This window comes from Lysinibacillus sp. NPDC058147, from assembly GCF_042884205.1.
Classification (GTDB): domain Bacteria; phylum Bacillota; class Bacilli; order Bacillales_A; family Planococcaceae; genus Lysinibacillus.
Map to the genome: position 1 here is coordinate 17,847 of NZ_JBHVUJ010000002.1, position 22,563 is coordinate 40,409.

General features: G+C 36.3%; 23 protein-coding genes. 20 read left to right on the forward strand and 3 right to left on the reverse strand.

What is annotated here, in order from left to right; all coding sequences use genetic code 11:
- Window positions 1-18: 18 nt before the first annotated feature.
- The 7 genes from ACFVT8_RS05370 (at window position 19) to ACFVT8_RS05400 (ending at window position 4,817) form a co-directional block, all read left to right on the forward strand.
- On the forward strand, window positions 19-405 hold the full coding sequence (locus tag ACFVT8_RS05370; RefSeq protein ID WP_387083359.1) for a GNAT family N-acetyltransferase: 387 nt from the start codon (window positions 19-21) through the stop codon (window positions 403-405).
- Between the two features lie 255 nt (window positions 406-660).
- Complete coding sequence (locus ACFVT8_RS05375; protein ID WP_387082578.1) at window positions 661-1,005, forward strand: hypothetical protein; 345 nt, start codon at window positions 661-663, stop codon at window positions 1,003-1,005.
- A 486-nt stretch (window positions 1,006-1,491) separates the two neighbouring features.
- Window positions 1,492-2,040: a hypothetical protein gene (locus ACFVT8_RS05380; protein ID WP_387082579.1), complete on the forward strand. Its 549-nt coding sequence runs from the start codon at window positions 1,492-1,494 to the stop codon at window positions 2,038-2,040.
- A 295-nt stretch (window positions 2,041-2,335) separates the two neighbouring features.
- Window positions 2,336-3,397 carry a suppressor of fused domain protein gene (locus ACFVT8_RS05385; RefSeq protein ID WP_387082580.1) on the forward strand — a complete coding sequence of 354 codons (1,062 nt, stop codon included), beginning with the start codon at window positions 2,336-2,338 and terminating at the stop codon, window positions 3,395-3,397.
- A gap of 165 nt (window positions 3,398-3,562) precedes the next feature.
- On the forward strand, window positions 3,563-3,997 hold the full coding sequence (locus tag ACFVT8_RS05390) for a GNAT family N-acetyltransferase (protein WP_387082581.1): 435 nt from the start codon (window positions 3,563-3,565) through the stop codon (window positions 3,995-3,997).
- Between the two features lie 10 nt (window positions 3,998-4,007).
- On the forward strand, window positions 4,008-4,487 hold the full coding sequence (locus ACFVT8_RS05395) for a nucleoside 2-deoxyribosyltransferase (protein WP_370081140.1): 480 nt from the start codon (window positions 4,008-4,010) through the stop codon (window positions 4,485-4,487).
- A 12-nt stretch (window positions 4,488-4,499) separates the two neighbouring features.
- Window positions 4,500-4,817 carry a YbjQ family protein gene (locus tag ACFVT8_RS05400; RefSeq protein WP_387082582.1) on the forward strand — a complete coding sequence of 106 codons (318 nt, stop codon included), beginning with the start codon at window positions 4,500-4,502 and terminating at the stop codon, window positions 4,815-4,817.
- 66 nt (window positions 4,818-4,883) lie between these two features.
- Here the strand turns inward: ACFVT8_RS05400 and ACFVT8_RS05405 are convergent, their stop codons facing one another.
- A complete protein-coding gene (locus ACFVT8_RS05405; RefSeq protein WP_387082583.1) occupies window positions 4,884-5,648 on the reverse strand; it encodes a DUF4085 family protein in 765 nt (254 codons plus the stop codon).
- Window positions 5,649-5,993: 345 nt separating this feature from the next.
- Here ACFVT8_RS05405 and ACFVT8_RS05410 point away from each other — a divergent pair, with 345 nt between their 5' ends.
- From ACFVT8_RS05410 to ACFVT8_RS05445, 8 genes are all read left to right on the forward strand, one after another.
- On the forward strand, window positions 5,994-6,971 hold the full coding sequence (locus ACFVT8_RS05410; protein ID WP_387082584.1) for a helix-turn-helix transcriptional regulator: 978 nt from the start codon (window positions 5,994-5,996) through the stop codon (window positions 6,969-6,971).
- 321 nt (window positions 6,972-7,292) lie between these two features.
- Complete coding sequence (locus ACFVT8_RS05415; RefSeq protein ID WP_387082585.1) at window positions 7,293-8,981, forward strand: AAA family ATPase; 1,689 nt, start codon at window positions 7,293-7,295, stop codon at window positions 8,979-8,981.
- Between the two features lie 472 nt (window positions 8,982-9,453).
- Entirely contained in the window at window positions 9,454-9,972 is a 519-nt protein-coding gene (locus ACFVT8_RS05420; RefSeq protein WP_387082586.1) for a TetR/AcrR family transcriptional regulator, read from the forward strand.
- A 271-nt stretch (window positions 9,973-10,243) separates the two neighbouring features.
- On the forward strand, window positions 10,244-10,666 hold the full coding sequence (locus ACFVT8_RS05425; protein ID WP_387082587.1) for a DUF3995 domain-containing protein: 423 nt from the start codon (window positions 10,244-10,246) through the stop codon (window positions 10,664-10,666).
- A gap of 28 nt (window positions 10,667-10,694) precedes the next feature.
- The gene (locus ACFVT8_RS05430; RefSeq protein ID WP_387082588.1) at window positions 10,695-11,306 is read left to right on the forward strand and encodes a histidine phosphatase family protein; all 612 of its coding nucleotides are present in this window, start codon (window positions 10,695-10,697) and stop codon (window positions 11,304-11,306) included.
- Between the two features lie 90 nt (window positions 11,307-11,396).
- On the forward strand, window positions 11,397-12,236 hold the full coding sequence (locus ACFVT8_RS05435; protein WP_387082589.1) for a D-alanyl-D-alanine carboxypeptidase family protein: 840 nt from the start codon (window positions 11,397-11,399) through the stop codon (window positions 12,234-12,236).
- A 314-nt stretch (window positions 12,237-12,550) separates the two neighbouring features.
- A complete protein-coding gene (locus ACFVT8_RS05440; RefSeq protein ID WP_387082590.1) occupies window positions 12,551-13,165 on the forward strand; it encodes a DUF998 domain-containing protein in 615 nt (204 codons plus the stop codon).
- 731 nt (window positions 13,166-13,896) lie between these two features.
- On the forward strand, window positions 13,897-15,162 hold the full coding sequence (locus ACFVT8_RS05445) for a polysaccharide deacetylase family protein (RefSeq protein WP_387082591.1): 1,266 nt from the start codon (window positions 13,897-13,899) through the stop codon (window positions 15,160-15,162).
- A 63-nt stretch (window positions 15,163-15,225) separates the two neighbouring features.
- Here ACFVT8_RS05445 and gltS read toward each other — a convergent pair whose 3' ends face one another.
- Both gltS and hutG read right to left on the reverse strand, forming a co-directional pair.
- The gene (gene gltS / locus ACFVT8_RS05450) at window positions 15,226-16,410 is read right to left on the reverse strand and encodes a sodium/glutamate symporter (RefSeq protein WP_387082592.1); all 1,185 of its coding nucleotides are present in this window, start codon (window positions 16,408-16,410) and stop codon (window positions 15,226-15,228) included.
- Window positions 16,407-17,372, reverse strand: coding sequence for a formimidoylglutamase (gene hutG / locus ACFVT8_RS05455; protein ID WP_387082593.1), 966 nt, complete (start codon window positions 17,370-17,372; stop codon window positions 16,407-16,409). Before hutG ends, gltS begins: the two co-directional genes overlap by 4 nt.
- A gap of 140 nt (window positions 17,373-17,512) precedes the next feature.
- On the opposite strand from hutG, the gene ACFVT8_RS05460 reads away from it, so the two are divergent.
- From ACFVT8_RS05460 to ACFVT8_RS05480, 5 genes are all read left to right on the forward strand, one after another.
- On the forward strand, window positions 17,513-18,400 hold the full coding sequence (locus ACFVT8_RS05460; protein ID WP_387082594.1) for a LysR family transcriptional regulator: 888 nt from the start codon (window positions 17,513-17,515) through the stop codon (window positions 18,398-18,400).
- A gap of 122 nt (window positions 18,401-18,522) precedes the next feature.
- Window positions 18,523-18,900, forward strand: coding sequence for a hypothetical protein (locus ACFVT8_RS05465; protein WP_387082595.1), 378 nt, complete (start codon window positions 18,523-18,525; stop codon window positions 18,898-18,900).
- Between the two features lie 588 nt (window positions 18,901-19,488).
- Window positions 19,489-20,724: an acyl-CoA dehydrogenase family protein gene (locus tag ACFVT8_RS05470; RefSeq protein ID WP_387082596.1), complete on the forward strand. Its 1,236-nt coding sequence runs from the start codon at window positions 19,489-19,491 to the stop codon at window positions 20,722-20,724.
- Window positions 20,721-21,497, forward strand: a complete 777-nt coding sequence (locus tag ACFVT8_RS05475; protein ID WP_387082597.1) for an SDR family oxidoreductase — start codon at window positions 20,721-20,723, stop codon at window positions 21,495-21,497. The genes ACFVT8_RS05470 and ACFVT8_RS05475 overlap by 4 nt, the downstream gene beginning before the upstream one ends.
- 12 nt (window positions 21,498-21,509) lie before the next feature.
- Window positions 21,510-22,553, forward strand: a complete 1,044-nt coding sequence (locus ACFVT8_RS05480; protein WP_387082598.1) for a phosphotransferase family protein — start codon at window positions 21,510-21,512, stop codon at window positions 22,551-22,553.
- Window positions 22,554-22,563: the final 10 nt, after the last annotated feature.

A 22,563-nucleotide genomic window follows, 5' to 3' on the forward strand; every position in this document is an offset into this window, starting at 1 on the left:
GATGAAAACGAGCTAACGATGTTAAAAGATGTATATCAATCAGTAGGTTGGATGAAACATGACGAACGTATAATAAAAAAAGTGTTCAATGCAAGTACACACCAAGTTTTCGCAGTAAAAGATCATAAAATTATAGGCTTTGCGAGAGCGCTTTCAGATGGTGTATTTAATGCTGCGATTTATGATGTTGTCGTACATAAAGATTATCAAGGAAGAGGGATTGCTAGAACTCTTTTAGAGGACATTATTCACCAATTACAGGATGTTTCTTGTATTCAGCTAATTGCAACAACAGGAAATGAACCTTTTTACGAAAAGATTGGCTTTAAAAAATTAAAAACTGGTATGGCCATATACAAAAATCCGCAACTAGCCGAGGAGTATTTGGAAAGTATTACTTCTTGAGAAGGAGAATACAAAAAAAGCTGTAGCGTACGGTATCGCTACAGCTCAATTTGACTTGCTTAGGTTAGTCAGTAAAGCGATTATATCATACAATAGGACAAACTAAAAATAACAACAGCAGATTTGATGAAGTATTTAAATACAAAAAAATCACACTTTCAAACAATGCCTGAGAGTAAGAAATAATAATGAATTTGATGACTTAGAGCTACAGTTGTTAATATATTTCCATATACCAAAAGGAGGAAATTAGCCATGCAAAATATAAAGGGGGTGATGGGGATTCTTTTGATTTCGGTATTAATTCTGATTGGCTGTTCGCCTGCTTCATCGCCAGATTGGGTAAATAGCTTTGTTGTTTGGGATGACTATATGTATGTAGTCAGTGACGAATATACTGAAAATGTTAGGGATGTGTTAGGTGAAGTAACTAAATATTCTGATCAAGAAGCTAAATATGATGGGAACTTTTCAAATCATTATAGAGAAGGAACGAAATATTACGAAATTAAGGGGGTAAGTCCCTCTGAAGCGATTGCTATTCAAGAAGGAGATAGCTATCGCATTGCGAATCGTAAAGGGAAATATGGATTAGAATAACAAATCAACTTCATTACGTACAATTTAACGTTAAATGAAAGGGAGTTTAGTGTTGAGAACTGCAGACTCACTTTAATATTTACTAAAATTCAGTTTACTGGCACAACATAATCGAATTTCATCCTAAACAATTCATTTGGCATTTGAAAATCAGGTAGAGCAAATGCTTATTTCGCTTGTCAAAAATCTAACTAACCTCAAATTCACCACATGCTTTGACGAACCCTTTTAATATTCTCTTGTACATATCTATACCCCAAATACCCCAAGTACTCAGTAAAAAAAGTGAATCACATAAGAATACGATTCAAGACATATAAATAAAGATGGCTTAAAAAAAATCTAAAAAATTAAGAAAATCTTCAGTTTTTCCTAAGAAAAAGATTAACTTTTTTATTTATACTTATAAAAAAAGGGAATTAATGAAACTATTTGAATATTTAAAACGTATTGCTAGTAGGAAAGAATATTGAAGTAGGTGAGGAAATGGCATACACCATTTACATAGTATTAACGAAAACAGGTACATTATTATCTAAAGCTATAGGCATGTATACTGGAAAAGAGATGAATCATGCGTCTATTGCTTTTGATGAGGAACTTTTTGAAATGTATAGCTTTGGGCGTAAACAACTAAACAATCCTTTAAGTGGGGGATTTCTGCAAGAGGATGCAGAAAGAGGGCTTTTTGAAACAGCTGATTGTGTAATTTATCGTTGTAAAATATCTCATTATCAATACTTAGAGATGATGAAAATCGTACGTTATATGTATTGGAATCGTGATCGCTATAAATATAATTTTATTGGGCTTTTTGGTGTTATGATGCAAAAGGAGGTACGCAGAGAACGTGCTTATTTTTGTTCACAATTTGTAGCAACTCTTTTAAAGGTTGGAGGGCTGAGAGTTTATCAAAACCCAGCATTAATGACACCCCATTGTGTCGCACAATTACCTTATTTAGAAAAAGTATATGCTGGGAAGCTAGCAGACTATTTACAAAGTGTACGTTCACCAGCAATGTTATACGGTTAAGGCGAAACCTCGAATCATGCTAATTATTTTTTACCCTCGCTATCATAAAGCCTCGGCGCAACTAGATATCCACTGAGGCTTCATACTTTATGGTCGCTCTAGGCTGCTGTCGCTACTGGGGCGTGGGAGCTTAAGTCCTGTTAATTTACTCGATATCCATCACCAATTAATGCAAATAAATCTATTCTGTTATAAAATTAGAGATAGTTAAATTGGATATTATTCTCTTTAGAGTAAGTTACAAACTTTATAGTAGAGTTCTAGATTATCTATACATGCAGAGGGGGCGTTATTGATGAGCGAAGAAGTAAATGCATCTGGTTGGGAAGCGATTGATCAGGAATTATTAAAAGTTTATGGAGAACAAGAGCCGAAACATTATGGAACTGTTATTCCATATTTATTAGGGGGCGAAGATCCGCTTGAAGGAATCAGTGCTTATAAGAGTGAGACACCAGTTCCACACTGGCATTTTGTAACTTATGGATTTTCTGAATTATATGAGAAAGAGCTAGAAGATGCTGAATACAGCGGATATGGGTTTGAGTTAACATTTCGTCTTGCCCGAAAGGAAGATGAGGAGGAGCCACCAGCGTGGGCGTTAAACTTGTTACAAAACATGGGAAGATATGTTTTTGACAGTGGCAATGTTTTCAGATCAGGCGATTATTTGGATGCTAATGGGCCAATTTGCCAAGGGGCTGATACGTTTTTAACGGCGCTTGCATTTACGTTAGATCCCGAGTTTCCTGCTATCGATACACCAAATGGACAATTGGAGTTTATTCAAATGGTAGGGATTACAGGCGATGAGCTTGAGGCGATGCAAACTTGGAATACTATTGGTGTACTAAATGCAGGTCTTGAGTATATCCCGAGCTATGTTACTGATTTATCTCGTGCATCTCTTTTACAGATTGCATCCATTTCCGAAGCGGTAGAAAAAGGAATGGCGGAAGAAGGTTCAAACACCGGCTATTTATTTGTGGACCAACTAGCTTGGGAGCAGGGGAAAAAGGGATTGTTCAGCAAACAGCCTAATACGTTAACGCTAGGCGCAAAGCAAGCAGGAATTATCGGTAAACTATTACGAGGACGAATATTAAAAGGGAAAAGCTTGACGCTAGTTGGTCGAGAAACCCGAGTAGTATTTGAGCCAGGAGAAAAATGTGGCTATAACGTAGATGAGGCGGATGTTACCATAACTTTAAATGAAAAGGCTGTTATGGAGCTAAATCTAAGCTTGATGCCGCAAGAAAAAGAGTTTGGATTGTCTTCTATACAGGGGCTTTCAATCTTAATTGAAAAAACGTATATTAAAGATCAGCAAGGAAACATTGTGGAAACAATCGGATGATAGAATATAGTCTCCCGCTAAGACGAACAGTAATCCAAATGATGTGACTTTGGGTTCTTATAAAAGTGGGGGATTTTTTTATTAGTTTGGCACGTAATGTTCAACCTGATAGTTCAACCTTTTCTGCTATAATTATAAGGACTGTAGAGATTGGGGTGATAAAAAATGCATATCGTTACAATTGAAGGCGTGCCATATGATTGGTTGAAGCAATTACAGGAGATTCATGCACATGTATTTGATGGAGCAATGCTACCACTAGAAAAACTTGAAAGTAAAGAAGGACTCATTTGTTTATTAGCAGTAGAAAATGAAGATATATTAGGTTTTAAACTAGGCTACATACATCCGGATAGCATTTTTTATAGCTGGTTAGGTGGTGTCCATGAAAAGAATCGTGGTCAAGGAATTGCCAGTCAATTAATGATGCGACAGCATGAACATCTGAAGGCACTTGGATTTAAAAAAGTTCGTACATATGGTAGAAATGAGCGAAAAGCAATGCTTATCACAAATCTTAAACACGGATTTGATATTATTTCAACTTTTGTAGATAAAAAAGATCGACATAAAATAGTGTTTGAAAAAACATTGGAATAGGAGTTTTATTATGAAGGCATACTTAGCAAATGGATTATTTTCATTAGGAGATCGTTTAGTAAACGAGCAGCTCGCTGCGGCAATTAGAGAGGCAGTACCAGGTATCGAATTATATGTCCCACAGGAAAATGATGCGATAAATGATAAAACGGCATATGCAGATAGCTTGGCGATTGCGCAAGCAGATTTAGAAATGCTGCAAAATAGTGATGTATTAGTAGCCGTTTTAGATGGTGTTGAAATTGATTCTGGTGTGGCAGCAGAGATTGGTGCATTTGCGATGCTGAATCGACCAATTGTAGGCGTATTTACAGATGTTCGTCAACAAGGCCGGGACAATATGATGAAAATAGAGGCACTTGTACGAGACGGAATTGAAAACCAATTTGTTTATCGCAATTTATTTGTTATTGGCTTGATTAAGCGCACGGGAGTAATTACGACTTCCATTACTGAAGCTGTAAAAGCCGTAGAAAAATATAAAAAATAGGAGGAGTTTTGGATGTTACTATCAACAACAGATATTGTAGTGGGAAAAGAAATTGTAGAAACTATAGGTTTAGTAAAAGGTAATTCAGTACAATCGAGAAATATTGGTCGAGATATGATGGCTGGACTTCGCAATATTGTCGGAGGCGAGATGAAGGAGTATGCAGAAATGCTCACTCGCTCTCGAGAAATTGCCACACAAGCTATGGAAGAAGAGGCAAGACATTTAGGGGCTAATGCAATTGTTGCGATAAGATTTTCAACATCATCTGTCATGGATGGAACATCAGAAGTATTAGCATACGGAACTGCAGTGAGAGTAAAGGAATAATCTAATAAGGGCTTCAATCAACAAGATTGAAGTCCTTACTAATGTTGAAAAAATAAAATGATTTTTTTACTTACTTATAAAGGAAACTTGTTCCGCTGAAATAATAAAGTCGATTAAGCCCATCTTTCCATTTTGAAGCAAGACGTGAAACTCATATTTGTCGTTTACTTTATATACTTCCTCATACAGCCACCATGCATCTTCCAATAAATCATCTTGCTTTATTATATTAAAATTTTCAAAAGTAACTTCATCTATATCTGTAAATCCGCCTGTATTATTAAGATGTAATGTTAAGGACGTGTCATTCTGAACAGATTTTATAATCGTACAATCGTGAAATCCAAATTTCTCAATAATCTCTTTATCAAGTGTATTAGAGACTTTTTCCATATGTCTTCTATAATTCTTACTTGTGGCTCTTACAGACTTTTCATTATCCTCACAAAATTTAGTTACAGCATTTATAACAGTATGAGTTGCTTTATTTAAAGCGAATACCCTTACATCAGCTATCTGTTTTAATATAGCTTCTGGTAACTCCTTTTTCAAACGCTCTTGATTATAGATGAAACCATTATGAAAATGTTCTATTGCCTGTTCTCTATTAAAAGGTTCATATTCGTTATTACCGTCTTTATTTTCTATTTCGGTGGTTTCCATTATAGAAGAAATTTCTTCTTGTAAATTAAGCCAACTATCTAACTCGGTGTTATAAAGTTGTTGAAAATATTCTTCTGAGAATGTTTCAGTTTGCTTTTCTTCCTCTAAAGGTAGGTGGAAACTTGTTTTTTGACATAATTCATACCATTCTTTGGTAAAATATTTCATTTTATTATCCTCGTCTCTCTAATGGTTTAAGGCTAGCATCCTCTTTGGCTCTTGTACTTTAAAAATCGATTATTGGAGTCTTCCCTTTAATTTAGAACTTGTACCAACCTTCACCTGATAAACCAATGAAAGGCAATGATCGAAAATATTATATAATAATCATTACCCTCCAAAATTCCCAGCTATCATGCAGAATTAACTGTAAAAATAAAGTTAATTATAACAAAAGTATAGAATGTAGTGCCAATTATACCAATAAAATAGAAATTTTGTAGTTAAAAGGACTAATAGTGTCCAACTCTTTTTGTATAATAGAAATGTAACTTTGAAGAGAGAGTGGGATATATGGTAGATTCACAACAAAACAAAGGCTATCGCGTCATTTCGATGTTTGACAGACTGATGGATGGTCAAGGAATTAACAAAAAGCAAGAAGCATTTACACATAATGTTGGTGAAAAAACCATACAACGGGATTTGAATGAAATTCGAGCGTATCTAGAAAAAGCTAAATTGGATTGCCATTTAGAATATGTGCGGACAGAAAATGTGTACAGGCTGACAAATAAAGGGGAAAGTATTTTATCGAAGGAGCAAGTTTTAGCGATTGTTAAAATTCTCATCGAATCAAGAGCGCTGCTAAAATCAGAAATGAGCGATATTATCGATAAACTTATTTCAATTGTTGCGGCCGATAAGCAGGAGTTTATTCACAATATTATTTTAAACGAAAAGCATTTGTACGTAGATTTAAATCATAAAAAGTCTCTTTTGCATTTAATTTGGGCTCTTTCAGAGGCGGTTCAAAAAAAGAAAATCATTAAAATTGATTATTTGCGGGAAGGCGAAACAATTCCTACAGAAAAGATTTTGAAACCACTCGCCGTCATTTTCGCAGAATACTACTTTTATTTAATTGCTTATGATAATAAGCACGAAAAGGATTTGCCCATTGTCTATAGAGTAGACCGGATACAACATTTTCTTGAGCTTGATAAAAAATTTCAAATACCATATGCCGAACGTTTTCAAGAAGGAGAATTTCGCAGACGTATTCAATTTATGCACGCTGGCGAGCTGATGCGAATGAAATTTATCTTTAAAGGAACATCTCCGCAAGCTATATTAGATCGTTTACCAACAGCAAAAATAGTATCCAAAAAAGATGGGCAATATTTATTTGAAGCAGAAGTTTTTGGACATGGTATTAAAATGTGGCTACTAAGCCAAGGAGCAAACATTGAAGTGCTAGAGCCAATTGAGCTTAGAGAAGAGATCATTGAAACGATTGAATCGATGCAGCAAAATTATCGTTACATATAAAAGAGCTTTCCATCAATATAACGTAAAAATCCGCGTAGAATCGAAGCGGATTTTTACCGTTTAGGAATGATTTATATCTTTAAAAAAAAGTCCTCAAAAGGCCAAATTAATATCATATGAAGGAATCTTTCAAATGCTTTCCTCATATAAATAAATGTTTTAAGTCCTCTAATCGTATGCCTATAAATCGCTCGTTAACGAATAATATCTTTTATATCATCATTTTATCTTAAACTCCTCGAATTCTAAAAATTCTCACATATACATTCTTTTCCACGTTATAATTGAGCCTATACTGAATAGATAAAGGGTGGCAATCAAATGACATATAATCATGAAGAAAAAGAGATATTGTATCCAGATGGTACATTAATGTATCGTGGCGGTGTGAAGAAAAATGACTTTGGTCATGACATTTATGATGGAAAGGGCACGCTATTTGACCAGGAAGGCGAGCTGTTATTCGAGGGAGAATTCGTCAATCATATGAAGCAAGGTAATGGCATCATGTACTTAAAAGGCCAAATGATTTATCAGGGCGAATTTATTCAAAATAAAAAACAAGGTAATGGTATTTTATATAAGGATGGTCAGGTATATTACGAAGGGCATTTTCGTAATGATTTAATGGAAGGTTACGGGATTTTGTATTTTGAGGAAGATGTTATTGTTCCATTTCAAGAACTTCGTGTACAGTATCCGCATTTAAATCAGCCACAATATGAAGGTGATTTTGTCCATGGCATGAAGAAAGGCAAGGGAAAACAATACTTTCCAAGTGGTTTTTTACAATATGAAGGTGATTTTATATGGAATCATATGCAAGGTGCTGGAAAGCTTTACTATGCACCAGAATCGCCAAATACTGAGGAGCTTGCAAATGGTGTAACATCCATTCAGTATGAAGGTTATTTCTTTGAGGATATGAAACATGGAAAAGGTAGGAACTATTCTAGTCAAGGTGTGCTAGTATCGGAAGGTCAGTTTAAAGAGGATGTTTTGACAGGACATGGCACTCTTTATTATGCAAATGGACAGGCCTCCTATATCGGAGACCTTGTAAATGGAGAAAAGCACGGTCGAGGAGATTATTTTAATGAAGAAGGAAAGATTATTTATAGCGGTGAATTTATTAACGGTGAACGTTTACGAATAACACCAGAAATAGAGCGAGAGATTGAAAAGTTACAGAAGCAGCTTGATGGACTTGTAGGACTTCCAAATGCCAAGAAGGAACTACATAATCTAATTAATTTCATTAAAATTCAAAGCTTGCGTGTCGACCATGGTTTAACAAGCTTCCCTATAACATATCATTTAGTGTTCTCTGGAAATCCAGGTACAGGAAAAACAACAGTGGCGCGTATCATAGGCCAAATATATAAGCATCTTGGTGTACTTTCAAGCGGGCATTTTGTGGAAACAGATCGTGCAGGCTTAGTAGCAGGATATGTTGGTCAGACGGCTTTAAAGGTTCAGGAAGTTGTGAATAAAGCAAAAGGCGGCGTACTTTTTATAGATGAAGCTTATTCACTAATCAATGATAAACAGGACGCATTTGGTAAAGAGGCGATTGATAGCCTTTTAAAAGCGATGGAGGATTTACGCGATGATTTAGTTGTAATTGTTGCAGGTTATACAGAGCTCATGGAGGAATTTTTGCTTGCCAACCCTGGTTTTAAATCACGCTTCAATCATTTTGTGCAGTTTGATAATTTTAGCACGGATGAGCTTTATGATATTTTTGCCATGCTATGTAAAAATAATGATTACCAGTATGATGACGTATTTGCACAACATATGAAGGAGCAATTGCATCAAATTCCAGTCGAATCAATTCCAAACTTTTCGAATGGTCGTTATATCCGAAACTTATTTGAAAAGCTCGTGACCATTCAATCAAACCGTCTAATTCAACAGAAAGACATTACGAGAGAAGAATTAATGGAGTTTACAGAGAAAGATATTTTATTAGGCATTGCAGAAAGTCTATTTGATAATACATTTTAACTTCTTTAAGTAAGATGTCTTTAGTAGCGAAAGCAACAACAATAAACGACTGAGTGATCAACTTCGTGCTAGCCTAAAGCCCCCGCCGCAATTATGCCGAGGCATAATTGATAAGTTGCCATTGAGGTCAAGGGATTAATAAAACTTGGCCTCAGCTGTAGATTAAATATGTTCAATAGACAAAGGTGATTTTCACTCTTAGTCACCATTGTCCGCTAATATCAACGGTTCCTCGTTTACTGTCAATAGTGATCTTTTCGAAATAAAATGAAAAAAGGAGAGAAAGATGAAAAAACTTTTAGCTATTATATTAGTAGGCGCATGTATTTTACCAAGGGTAATGACTATAAATGTAACGATTAGCAATAACATTAAAGTTCCTAAAAATAACAGATTGAATAATTGACAAAAAAGAAAGTAGTAGTAATCTAACACAAAAACATACGCTACCGTATCTAAGTGGAGAGATGAAATGCAATTAACGAGAGAAGATTGGATAAAAGCAGGATTACAACAATTAGCTGATGAAGGAATACATAAAGTCCGTATCGAAGCACTTGCTCGACTACTAAAAATAAGTAAAGGGAGCTTTTATCACTATTTTCGTGACCATCAAGAGCTGTTAGATTCTATGGTCGACTATTGGGAAATACATGCTACAAAACTGATTGTTCAAAGTATGGAGCAACAGGATGCTTCATTGGAACAGCTATTACAGATTAGTTTTAATCGAGATAAAAAAATGGAAAATGGTATTTATACTTGGGCTAAATACGATCCTGTTGTTGCAACACGTTTAGTGGATATTGAAGAACAAAGAATTTCTTGTGTTGCGAAATTGTATCAAAAAAAGGGTTTAGACAATGCTGAATCGATTGACAGAGCGAGACTAGCCTATTTAACGTATGTAGGATGGATGACAAGGTTTGAAGAAAATCCTAATTTTGATATTGATAAAATGGTTGAGCTTTTAACTTCTTTCAGCAGTTGACCAAACATCCGTGGCTGCCGATACGTTAGTACTACTCTTTCTCACAAAAAACATCCGCTGAAATAGAGGAACTCAATCTATGAACTTCACCCCTTGTGAGAAAAGCCTGATGTGCAAGCACAAAGCCGAATCCGGACGCAGTTATGCCGAGGCATAATTGACTACACGATTATAAATGTCCCTAATATGGTTATAGAACCTGAAGGGACAAAATTATTACCATAACATACGGTAGTGTATGTTTTGGGATTACGATATTGGAGGTAACTATATGAAATCAATTTTACCATTAGTAGCTGTGGGATTACTGTGGTTTATCAGTTTTTTGCATATGTATTGGGCATTTGGAGGTCGATGGGGTTCTACCGCTGTGATTCCTGTAAGAGAGAGAGATCATAAACCTGCATTTACTCCGAGAATATGGGGAACATTATTCGTAGCCATTCTTATTCTATTTGCTAGTATCATTATCGTTGTTCAAGGTGATTATTTGCAAAGTCTCCAAGCAAATAGTTTATCAAAAATAGGAAGTATTGTCTGTGCTATAGTTTTTATTGTTCGGGCGATTGGTGATTTTAATTATGTTGGGTTTTTAAAAAAAATAAAACATTCACAGTTTGCTAAATACGATACTTGGGTCTACAGCCCATTATGTTTGTTCTTTGGATTTGTCTATATCATTCTACTGTTTTAAAATGAATAATAGCAAGGGGGAAACAAAATTGAACCAAACAATATACTTACTTCGTCATGGCGAAACTGAGTTAAATACACAAGGACGATACCAAGGAGAGCTCGATTCTCCATTAACAGAAATGGGTGTATATCAAGTACAGCAAAATGCACAAATGCTGAAAAGTTTAATTGGAGATCCTAATGAATGGAAAATTTTTTCGAGTCCATTAGGCAGAGCCATGCAGAGCACTGAAATAATTTGTGAAACAATTGGATATGCTTTGAAGAATGTTGAAAAAGATAATCGTTTAACTGAGGTTGCAGTGGGACAGTGGGCTGGGTTAACGATGAAAGAAATCGAAAATTCTTGGCCAAATCTTCTTCATAATACAGATGTGTATAATTGGTATTTTAATGCGCCTAATGGAGAAGCTTATGACGCGGTAGTGAACAGACTAAGTACTTGGCTAGAAGATATTCAACATATACCGAAAGTGATTGCTATTTCACATGGACTTACAGGTCGTATTTTACGAGGGATATATGCAGATTTAAAAAAGGAAGATGCACTGAAGTTAGAAGTATCTCAGGATGTATTTTTTAAATTAGCGAATAAAGACATAACGAGAATTTGTTCGGATTTCGATGATTTTTATTAAAAAAAATCAATCTTAAGAATTTCTTCATAAATTTCCAACAGGAATATTCAGAAATGCCTCCTATTATAATGTGTGGGGGGCGTTTTTTTTATGAAAAAATTTGTCTTATTTTGTTTTATATGTGCGGCTGCATTCTTTTTTTATTATATGAAAAACACAACAACGGAACAAACGCCAGTAGAGCTACCTTCGTTGCATAGTAAAAATGCTTTGTTGCTGAATGAAAAAGGAGATGTATTATACGAAAAAAATGCAGATGACATTATTTATCCTGCATCATTAACGAAAATTATGACAGCGATAGTTGCCATTGAAATGACTTCGGATCTGCAGAAGCAAACAATCGTTACACCACAAACGATTTCTAAATTCACTGCTCAAAATGCTTCCATGGCAGGCTTTAAGGCGGGAGATTTTGTAACGATAGAAGATTTATTATATGGCACACTGCTTGCTTCTGGGGCGGATGCTACAGGAACACTTACGGATGCACTGGCGGGTAGTGAAGAAGCATTTGTGACATTAATGAATAATAAAGCGCATGAATTAGGGATGAATGATACCCATTTTGTCAATGCCAGCGGATTACATGATCCTGCTCATGTCTCCAGTGTCCGTGATATAAGTAAGCTTTTTCGTTATGCCATTAAAAATCCTACTTTTTATCAAATCTTGACTTCGAAAAGTTATTTGACACATGTCCCAAATGAATTAACGATAACAAGCTCACTTTTAACGAAAATACCAGGTGGGGAAGGTACAATATTGGGAGGGAAAACGGGTTATACACCTGAAGCTGGTCTTTGTTTAGCCTCTATAATCGAAAAAGATGGTAAACAATATATTTTCGTGACGACGAATGCGAATGGGCAGGCTTGGACACCACCATTCCATATTGAGGATGCTCTTACAGCGTACGATGCGCTGTGAAGAGGAAAAAATATGAAAAAATTATAACTTTTTATCGTTTCAATCGTCATCTTAATACTGTAGAACCAATATAAGTAACCAATTGGTCTGAATTTATTAAGCCAGCTCAACTACATTTAACCTATGAAATAAAATTGATCAACAAGCACCTGGTACAACGGTTGTTTCGTGATAATAAAGTAATAAAGTCGTTTACATTATAATATAATTGTTTGAAAAATAATAAAGTCATTTAAAATTAAATTGTCGATGATGCTATTCAACAAACGGGGAAAGAACTGTTGGGGAACTGAATCTGATAAACTTTGGGAGGTATGAAATTGTCCATCGAGAAAATTCTGTCGATTGTGGCCGTATTGTTCTTTTTGAGTTATTTCATTTTTTTTCTCATACTTCACTTTAAGAAAACAGGCTATCATCCTATTCGACATGCTGTTAGTGATTACGGTGTAGGTGCTACAAAAAATTTATTTTTATTTTACGCTTGGTTCAGCAATTTAGGGGCATTGTCACTTTCTATCGTGTTGTTGAATGTAAAAGATCGCTTCTCCATATCCGCGTCCATTCCGATTTTAATCATTCTAATGGTCATCTCCCGTATCCTCATGTTATTCTTTCCAACTGACCTAGAAGGAGAGAAACTTACGGTTCAAGGAAAACTCCATTACTTATTTGCTATTCTTGCGTTCGCTTTTTCCTATATGGTCATTGATCGTGGAGGAAGTCATTTAAAATTACTAGAAGGCTTTCAAAATCTAAATCTGTTTTTTTACATCATAACCATGATTTCTTCTATATCGCTTGCGGCTGTTATTGTAACGATGTTCAAGCCGTTGAGATTTATCTTTGGGATTTGTGAGCGAGTGTTCCTGTTGTCAATCAACATTTGGTTTATTGTCGTAAGTATCTGGTTCGTTTACCTTCTATGAATGATTGGGTTTTAAACGACTTTATTGTTATTTCTAGGAGTTCTTATTCAGTAATTGTTCAAAGAATTAAAACATCTTTACTTTTACACCGTCCACATTTAAGGACGGTGTAATGCGTTTTTCTACTATAAGATTAAACATCTGTATTCTCTACATAACTTTATTTAAAATCAACATTTGGTCTATTTTTCACTCATAAATAAAAACCAAGACAATTATCATGCCTCGGTCTAGACAGGCTTTAAAATCGTATAGTTTGTTCTTTTAGGTGACGGATTAATTACACGTGCGTTTTGTGTTGTATTAAGCCGACCAAAACGGCTAACTGAAATTTTCTCAACTATATCTATGATATTACTGAAAACGAAATTGTTAATAAAATCGAAAAGAACATAATCATATTATGGGTCAAATATTGAATTAAGGAAATGTGTTCATCAGAGGTATTACGTGCCAATTGTTTTCATCATCTAATGCCAGCTCTACCATGGGTGATTTTTGATGAAGAAAAGCGAAAATGATTTTAGAAAAATATCGATAAACAATTTGATAATATGCCGTTCATCCTAACTATAAAAACCGTAATACAAAAATTATAAATTACAAAAACTAGTTGATTCCTACTATTTCCTGGAATAATTTATTAATCTATAATTAGAGTCGAATCCTATACTTTTATGGAAAAAACATATGAGAAAAGACATCTGTGATGAAAAGGGCGGTGTAGAACAATGAAAAAACTTTTACCCTATGCTATTATTTTGACTTTTTTAATCAGTTTTGTGTTTGTTGGTAATACTTCTGCAAATGCTGGGGGAACATCAGTTATTCAATCAGTAGCAAATGACACAACAGTTTATGTAGAACCTTCCGTAGAAAGTGCCGTAATCGGTCAAATAGCGAAGGGTAGTTATGTAACAGCTACACTAGTAAATGAGGAATGGACTCAAATTAAGGTTCAACAGCTAGAGGGATATGTAGAAACGGCAGCATTAGTAAGCCTTATATCTGAAAAATATGTAGTGACGAAAAAAGATGGAACAACTTTATTTACATATCCAAGTCCAAGTGCACAAAAAGTGGGACAGATTTACGAAAATAGTATTATCTTTGTATATGGATCAGCACCTGGAGGTTGGTCATTTGCCCAATATGGTCATCAAACAGGTTATGTTGCAACGAATTCTTTAAAGAAACCTGTTGCGACAAAGAAACGAGTAAATGCTGCTAATGGCGCTGTGCTTCGTTTAACTGCTAGCCCAAGTGGCGAGGTTATCGGTACGCTTGCCAATAAAACAGAGGTTCAGCAATATACAACGCTAGCAGGCTGGGCCTATGTAGAAGCAGGTGAACAAAAGGGCTATGTTAAAGCTTCAGACCTGGCAAATATCCAAATAACAGATAACAAAGTATACAATAAAGGTGTACCAGTAGCGAAAGGGAAAAAGAAGCGTGTGGCTCTAACATTTGATGATGGGCCAGATGCAAAAGTTACCCCACAAGTTTTAGCGATTTTAAAGAAATATGATGCAAAGGCTACATTTTTTATGGTTGGGCAAAATGTCTCTAAAAATTCAGCAGTCGTAAAGCAAATTTATGATGCTGGTCATGAAATTGGCAATCATACATGGGACCATGCAAAGTTAACAGCCTTATCGGCAGCAAATGTTAAACAAGAGGTTGATAAAACTAACAATGCAATTTATGCAGCGATTGGACAGTATCCAACGGTTTTCCGCCCGCCATATGGTGCAACGAATGATAAAGTTCGTTCTGGCATGACGATGCCTTCAATTCTATGGTCAATCGATACGCTAGATTGGAAGCATCGCAATGCTGAGAAAATATTAACGTATGTGAAAGCGTCAGTGAAAGATGGCAGCATTATTTTAATGCATGATATTCATCAAAATACAGCAAATGGTTTGGAAAACGTAATGCTTTACTTGCAAAAGCAAGGCTACGAATTTGTAACTGTTAGTGAAATATTACAATAAACTATAAGGCAATAAAATAAGGCCGTGCAACTGTCTAATCATGACAATTGCACGGCATCTTTATTATTTAAATAAATTGATAGTCGTAATAATAATTGGAATACCGAATACGTCGATTAAAAACGCCCCGACAATGGGTACTACAAGAAATGCTTTTTTAGATGGACCAAAGCGTTGCACAACTGCTGACATATTGGCCATCGCATTTGGCGTTGCTCCTAAACCGTGTCCGGCAAAACCGGCAACCATAACCGCAGCATCGTAATTTTTTCCAAGAATCTTAAACAATACAAAAGTACTAAATAAGACAATGAAGAATACTTGTGCGAAAACAATGATGAATAGTGGAAGTGCTAAATCAGCAATTTCCCATAATTTAATACTCATAAGTGCCATTGATAGGAAAACACCTAAAGTCACATCGCCGATTAAAGAAATGCTTTTCATGTTAATCGCTTCAGGTTTTACTTTATCCATAATATTGCGCACTAGTACAGCGACAAACATTGAACCAACATAGCCAGGTAGTACGAAGCCAGTCGCTTCTGAAAATAATGTTCCAACATATGTACCTACAGCCATACAGAATGTAATTAATAATACTTGTGTAAAGAAGGAGTCGGATGTAATTTGTTCATGTTTATTTTCAAAATCAACTTCATCCGTTTCTTGTTCATCTGGCGTTAAATTATATTTGCCAACTAAGTACTTTACAATAGGACCACCGATTAAGCCACCAGCTACTAAACCACATGTAGCCGCAGCCGCACCGATTGTCATGGCTGATGAAATACCCAAGTCTTCTAAAGTTTGTCCAAATGCTGCAGCGGCACCATGGCCACCTTCCATAGAAACAGCACCAGCCATCATACCGATTAATGGATGAATCCCCATTAGCGATGCAAGAGATACACCAATAACATTTTGCATTAATGCTAGGAAACCACAAGCCAACCAATAAATAATTAATAATTTTCCACCAAGCTTCACAAGTTTAAAGCTTGCTCCTAAACCAATTGTTGTAAAGAAAGTGATCATAAATAAGCTTTGTAATGACGTATCTAGCGAAATTTCTAATACGCCAGTTGTCTTTAGAATAGTCGCCAATGCGGCGAATAGTAAGCCACCAACAACAGGTGCTGGTATACAAAAACGCTTTAAAAAACCGATTTTATTGATGAGCCAACCGCCCAATGCGAATAGTGCAACTGCTAGAAATACTGTTGTAATTTGATTAATTTCGATCATGTACCTTGTCTCCTAAGTAAGTGATTTAGTGCTTCATAAACAAAATAAGCTCCTAGTTTAACTGTGCGCCCATTCTCATCTAGTGAAGGATTTACCTCACAAATATCAAAAGAATGTGTATTTGGATGCGAAGTTACTTGTTGAATTATCATGCGTACAGTTTTGGGATCTAGTCCAAACGGTGATGGGGCACTAACACCCGGTGCAAATGCAGCATTTAGTACATCCATACAGAGCGTTAAGAGAATATAATCATGATTATCCATAAATTGCTGAAGATCCTGCATAATTTGCGCATTATTTTCTGGCGTCATATTGTCTTCTAACACATAATTCACGTGCAACTCATCGGCTTTATCAAAAAGCTCTTTTGTATTGCCGAAACGTTGTATGCCTAAAACAAAATAATCGGCATGTGCATCCTGTTCTAAAATCTGACGGAACATTGTACCAGATGATGGTTGCTCATCGTATGGTCGTAAATCAAAATGAGCGTCAATATTGACGATCCCGATTTTCGCATCTTTAGGTAACGCTGAACGAACGCCTAAATAGTGTCCGTATAGTGTTTCATGGCCACCTCCAAGAACGACACATTGTATTTTTTTATTTAGCAATGTTTTGACAATTTCGCCGAGTTCACGCTGTGCCTCTTCTAAAGCGTGATTAAGACAAAGAACGTTACCAACATCTATAATTTGCTGTTCATCATTAAATGTCCAAGGTAAGCTAGATAATGATTCACGTAGAGCATTAGGAGCACTTGCTGCCCCTATACGCCCCTGATTACGACGTACACCTTCATCACATATAAAGCCCACAATCCCGGCAAGTTGATTATCTGAAGCGCTTACATCATTAATAGGAATTCTTTTCACTTTTTGATGTAAACGGAAACTACTCGTATTAGTAGTTGAATCTATACGGCCTTTCCATTGTTTTTGATCTGTCATTGTATACATATCTTCATCAACTCCATTTCCAATATTATTCTAGTGAAAATATTGTTATGAATAAATTATATATTCACATAATTATTATTGCTAATATATAATTAATATTAATCTATAGCTTAAAACTATAAATGTGGAGGGATGTTGCTGTGGATTTTAAACAATTACAATATTTTTTAGCAGTTGTGGAGCAAATGAATTTCTCGAAGGCAGCTGAAAAACTGCATATTTCTCAGCCGTCTCTAAGTAATGCTATTAAAAAATTAGAGCAAGAAATTGGCTCACCTTTACTTGAAAGGAATACAAGAAATCTTCAATTAACAGAAGCAGGCGAGCTTTTATATGAACGAGCAAACGTTATATTGAAAAACATGGAAGTTTTAAAAATAGAAATGGATGAGGTAATTGTGCGTGGCACAAGCGAAATAACGATAGGCGTGATGGAATCGATTAAGCATTGGCTCCCAAAAGTCATTACGGAGTATAAAAAAGAGTATCCACAAATGATGATTCATCTAGTAGATATTTTAGGAAGTAAGCGTGTCGAAAAATCGCTCAAGGGCTATAAAACACATTTAATTATTACAAATCAGATAATGGATGATGAAGATCTCGAAGTTAAATGCTTATATGAAGAGCGACTTGTAGCCGTTTTACCAATAAATCACCCATTAGCGAAGAAAGAGAAGCTAACGATCGCTGATTTAAGTGAAGAGCCTTTTATTATTAGTACGGAGGGCTTTCAAACGAGACATGACATTCTAGATGCATTTGAAAAGGCTGGAAAGGACATTAATATCCAATTTGAAATTGAACGTTTTGAGACGGCTGTGTCTCTCGTGCGTGAAAATTTAGGGGTTACCATTCTACCTGAAAACTATTTAAAAGGTCCTACAGCTAAAACTATTGTGCAAAAAGAAATAGATTGCCCCAATTTACGTCGAAATGTTTATTTGGTGTACTTAAAAAATCGTCATTTACCTTTAGCTATTCACGAATTGCTTACTGATATTATGGAGATAGGCAAAATACTTTAGAATATGTAAAGCAAGCTTAAACGAACAAAATTGAAAAAAGCAATCGCATTATAGGGGTATGTTAAAAATTCGACTGTCCAAGTTTTTTACGTAAATTATCAATATACAAGAGAGGAGACAATATGAGAAAAATAGTAATTGGTATTCTAATCGTTTGTATATACAGTTTTCCTTTTGTTTATTTTTCGATGTACCAAGATTTTGCTAACCGATCAATGCTCGGCTACTTAATGATGCTTGTAGTGACTTCACTTCTTGCTTTTTTGGAGAAAATTCTGTGCAACTCATTTCCTTTTATTATCGGTAATATTATATCGGTTGTTAGTTCTTTTCACTTTATCGGTAGGATGGAAGATAAGCTAGGAATAGGATGGGATGCCGGATATTTTAAACCCTTTTCACCTTCTCAACTATTAGTAATTGTGAGTGTCTTAAATTTAATTCCTCAGTTCTTCGCTATGAAGTTAGCTAATGGATACAAAAATAAAATTAAAGATTAATTTGATTGAGTAGAGTAACTTCTTTGAATTAGAAGTTACTCTTTTTTATGCTACGAATTGTTTCTTTACCTAATTTACCAATTCTAATGAAGTGGTTCATTACCCAAAATTTTGGATGACTTTTGTTAAAACGTATACCATTTATAAAAGTTGATTTCCGTTTCGACTGGACGCCCCCAGGAAGCTTTGCTCTGTGCGAAAGCGTAGTGCTAACGTAGCGGTAGCAAATGTTTTATCTGTGCGAAAGTGAAGCGACAGCAACAACAAATGTTTTCTGCGCGAAAGCGAAGCGGCAGCGATAAAAGCGCTCAGTCGGAACGGAAATCAACCACACATTATGAAAAAGACGCTATTCTGATTTGAAGATACATATTATGGCAAAATAGTGTTTTGATTTGTATTTTTTTATCGTCATGAGATTTTCTATCAGCTAAAACACTGTCTTAAGTATGAATTTTCTCTATAATTCAAATTTTTGTTTAATAGACATTGATTTACAAGAAATATAGCGGTAACATTTAATGTAAGAATAAAAATGAATATTCATTCATTTGTCATTTTGGTGTTCAAATAAAGGGGGGCTTTTTTATGAATTTTTCTTATAGTGAAAAAGTAGTCGAACTACAAGAGAAGCTGACAAATTTTATGGAGCAATACATTTATCCAAATGAGGCAGTGTTTGCTGCACAGGTGGAGGCAATGGAAGATCGTTGGGGAGCGATCCCGCCAATTATGGAGGAATTAAAGCACAAGGCAAAAGAAGCGGGCTTGTGGAATTTATTTTTGCCAGATAGCGAATATGGTGCAGGTTTGACGAATTTAGAATATGCGCCTTTATGTGAAATCATGGGACGCTCTTTACTTGCTCCTGAAGTGTTTAATTGTAATGCACCAGATACAGGAAATATGGAGGTGCTTGTGCGTTACGGCTCAGAACAGCAGAAAAAACAGTGGCTAGAGCCGTTATTACGTGGAGAGATACGTTCTTGCTTTGCAATGACTGAACCTGCAGTCGCGTCAAGTGATGCAACAAATATCGAGGCAAGTATTGAACGGGATGGCGATTATTATATTTTAAATGGACATAAGTGGTGGACGACAGGAGCGGGTGATCCTCGCTGTAAAATTGCTATTTTTATGGGGAAACATAAAGATTCTACAGCACCTATCCACGAGCAACAGTCGATGATTTTAGTGCCGATGGATACACCTGGAGTGAAAATAGAGCGTATGCTTACGGCATTTGGTTATGATCACGCACCAGAAGGACACGGTGAGGTGACGTTTACTAATGTTCGAGTACCAGTTGAAAATATTTTGTGGGGAGAAGGAAAAGGCTTCGCGATTGCGCAAGGTCGTTTAGGACCAGGTCGTATCCATCATTGTATGCGTCTTATTGGAGCAGCTGAACGTGCCTTAGAGGAAATGTGTGTGCGTGTTCAGGAGCGACACGCTTTCCATCGACCACTCGCAGATCAAGGTGTCATGCGTGAGCGTATTGCGGAGTCCCGGATCGATATTGAGCAGGCAAGACTATTAACGCTAAAGGCAGCGTACATGATGGACACAGTAGGAAATAAAGAGGCAAAAGCAGAAATTGCGATGATTAAAGTAGTAGCGCCAAATATGGCATTGCGAGTTATTGACCGAGCTATTCAAGCATTCGGCGCTGCTGGGGTAGGGCCTGATACGACGCTTGCGGCACAATGGGCAAATTCTCGAACATTACGATTAGCTGATGGACCGGATGAAGTGCATCGTAACACGGTTGCCAAGTTGGAGCTGAAAAAGCATGCTAAAAAACAAGAGGAGCTGGTGAAATGACGGTACTTGATTTATTTAGCTTAAAAGGGAAAACTGCCATCGTAACAGGTGGAGGGCGCGGTCTTGGAGCCCAAATTGCGCAAGGCTTTGCTGAAGCAGGTGCCAACATTGTCCTGTGCTCAAGAAAGGTCGAGGCATGCGAAGAAGTAGCCGCAGAATTAGCTAAATTAGGCGTGCAAACATTAGCTCTTGCCTGTGATGTGACAAAGCCAGAGGATATAGCAAACGTAGTATCAAAAACGCTTGAAACATTCGGCAAGATTGATATTTTAGTCAATAACAGTGGGGCGTCTTGGGGTACTCCTGCTGTTGAAATGCCATATGAGGCTTGGCAAAAAGTCTTCGATGTTAACGTCAATGGTACATTTTTAATGACGCAAGCTGTTGGTAAAATAATGCTAGAACAAAAGAGCGGAAAAATTATCAACATCGCTTCGGTTGCAGGACTTGGTGGTACATTACCTGAGTTCATGGATACAATTGGCTATAACGCTAGTAAAGGTGCGGTTATCACTTTAACAAAAGATTTAGCTGTAAAATGGGGGCCACATGGTGTCAACGTGAATGCGATTGCCCCAGGATTTTTCCCAACAAAAATGTCAAAAGTTTTAATTGAGCGCGGACAAGATTATTTGATGGGAGCGACGCCGTTAAAACGGTTAGGAACTGAAAATGACCTAAAAGGTGTTGCATTATTTTTAGCCGCAGCTGCCTCAGATTATATTACGGGGGATGTCATCGTTGTAGATGGCGGTATGAGCTCAATCGTTTAAGGGAGGGGTACAATGGATACGATACAAGTAAGGGCAAGTGAACGTATTGATGAAGTGAAATTACAGTCATTTTTAAAGAGCCAATTTCCGGAATTACCAGAGGGGAAGCTAGAGATTTCACAGTTTAGTGCTGGACATTCAAATTTGACTTATTGCCTAAAAGTAGGCGATTTTGAAGTTGTTCTTCGTCGACCTCCACATGGACCAGTCGCTAAGAAAGCGCATGATATGAAACGTGAGTTTACGATTATATCTGCATTACATCCATTTTTAAATGCTGTACCTAAACCTTATGTGTACGTTGACAATCGAGATATTATCGGCAGTGATTTCTTCTTAATGGAACGCAAAAAGGGGATCGTACTTGATACTCATTTCCCATCTGGCACTGAAAATACGGAAGAGTTAGGACGTCTCATTTCTGAAAAGATGGTTGATTCACTTGTAGCTCTTCATGCAATACCATATAAGGAAACGCAACTAAAGGATATGGTGAAGCCAGAAGGATTTATGGAACGGCAAGTACATGGGTGGATTGAGCGCTATGACAAAGCAAAAACGGCAGAGCATGCTGAAGTAGCCGCGTTGACAAAATGGTTAAAGGATCATGTACCTTCTAATGGCGAAGCAGCTATCATCCATTACGACTACAAGCTTAATAACGCTATGTTTTCAAGCGATTATTCTGAGATGATTGGTCTTTTTGATTTGGAGATGACAACTGTAGGGGACCCATTAGCGGATTTAGGGGTAGCTATGAGCTATTGGATGCATGCAGATGATCCCAAAATGCTGCTCTACGCATTTGGAGAACCACCAATAACGACTTTACCAGGGTTTTATACACGGCAGGAATTCATTAACCGCTATGCAGAGAAAAGTGGGCGTGATGTTTCAACTATCGATTATTATATTACATTTGCCTACTTTAAATTAGCAGTAATATGTCAGCAAATCTATTATCGATACGTCAATGGTCAAACAAAAGACGATCGTTTTGCACAAATGGATAAAATGGTAGCTGCACTAATTCATCAGGCGTCCAAGGCACTATAAACCATGTTAA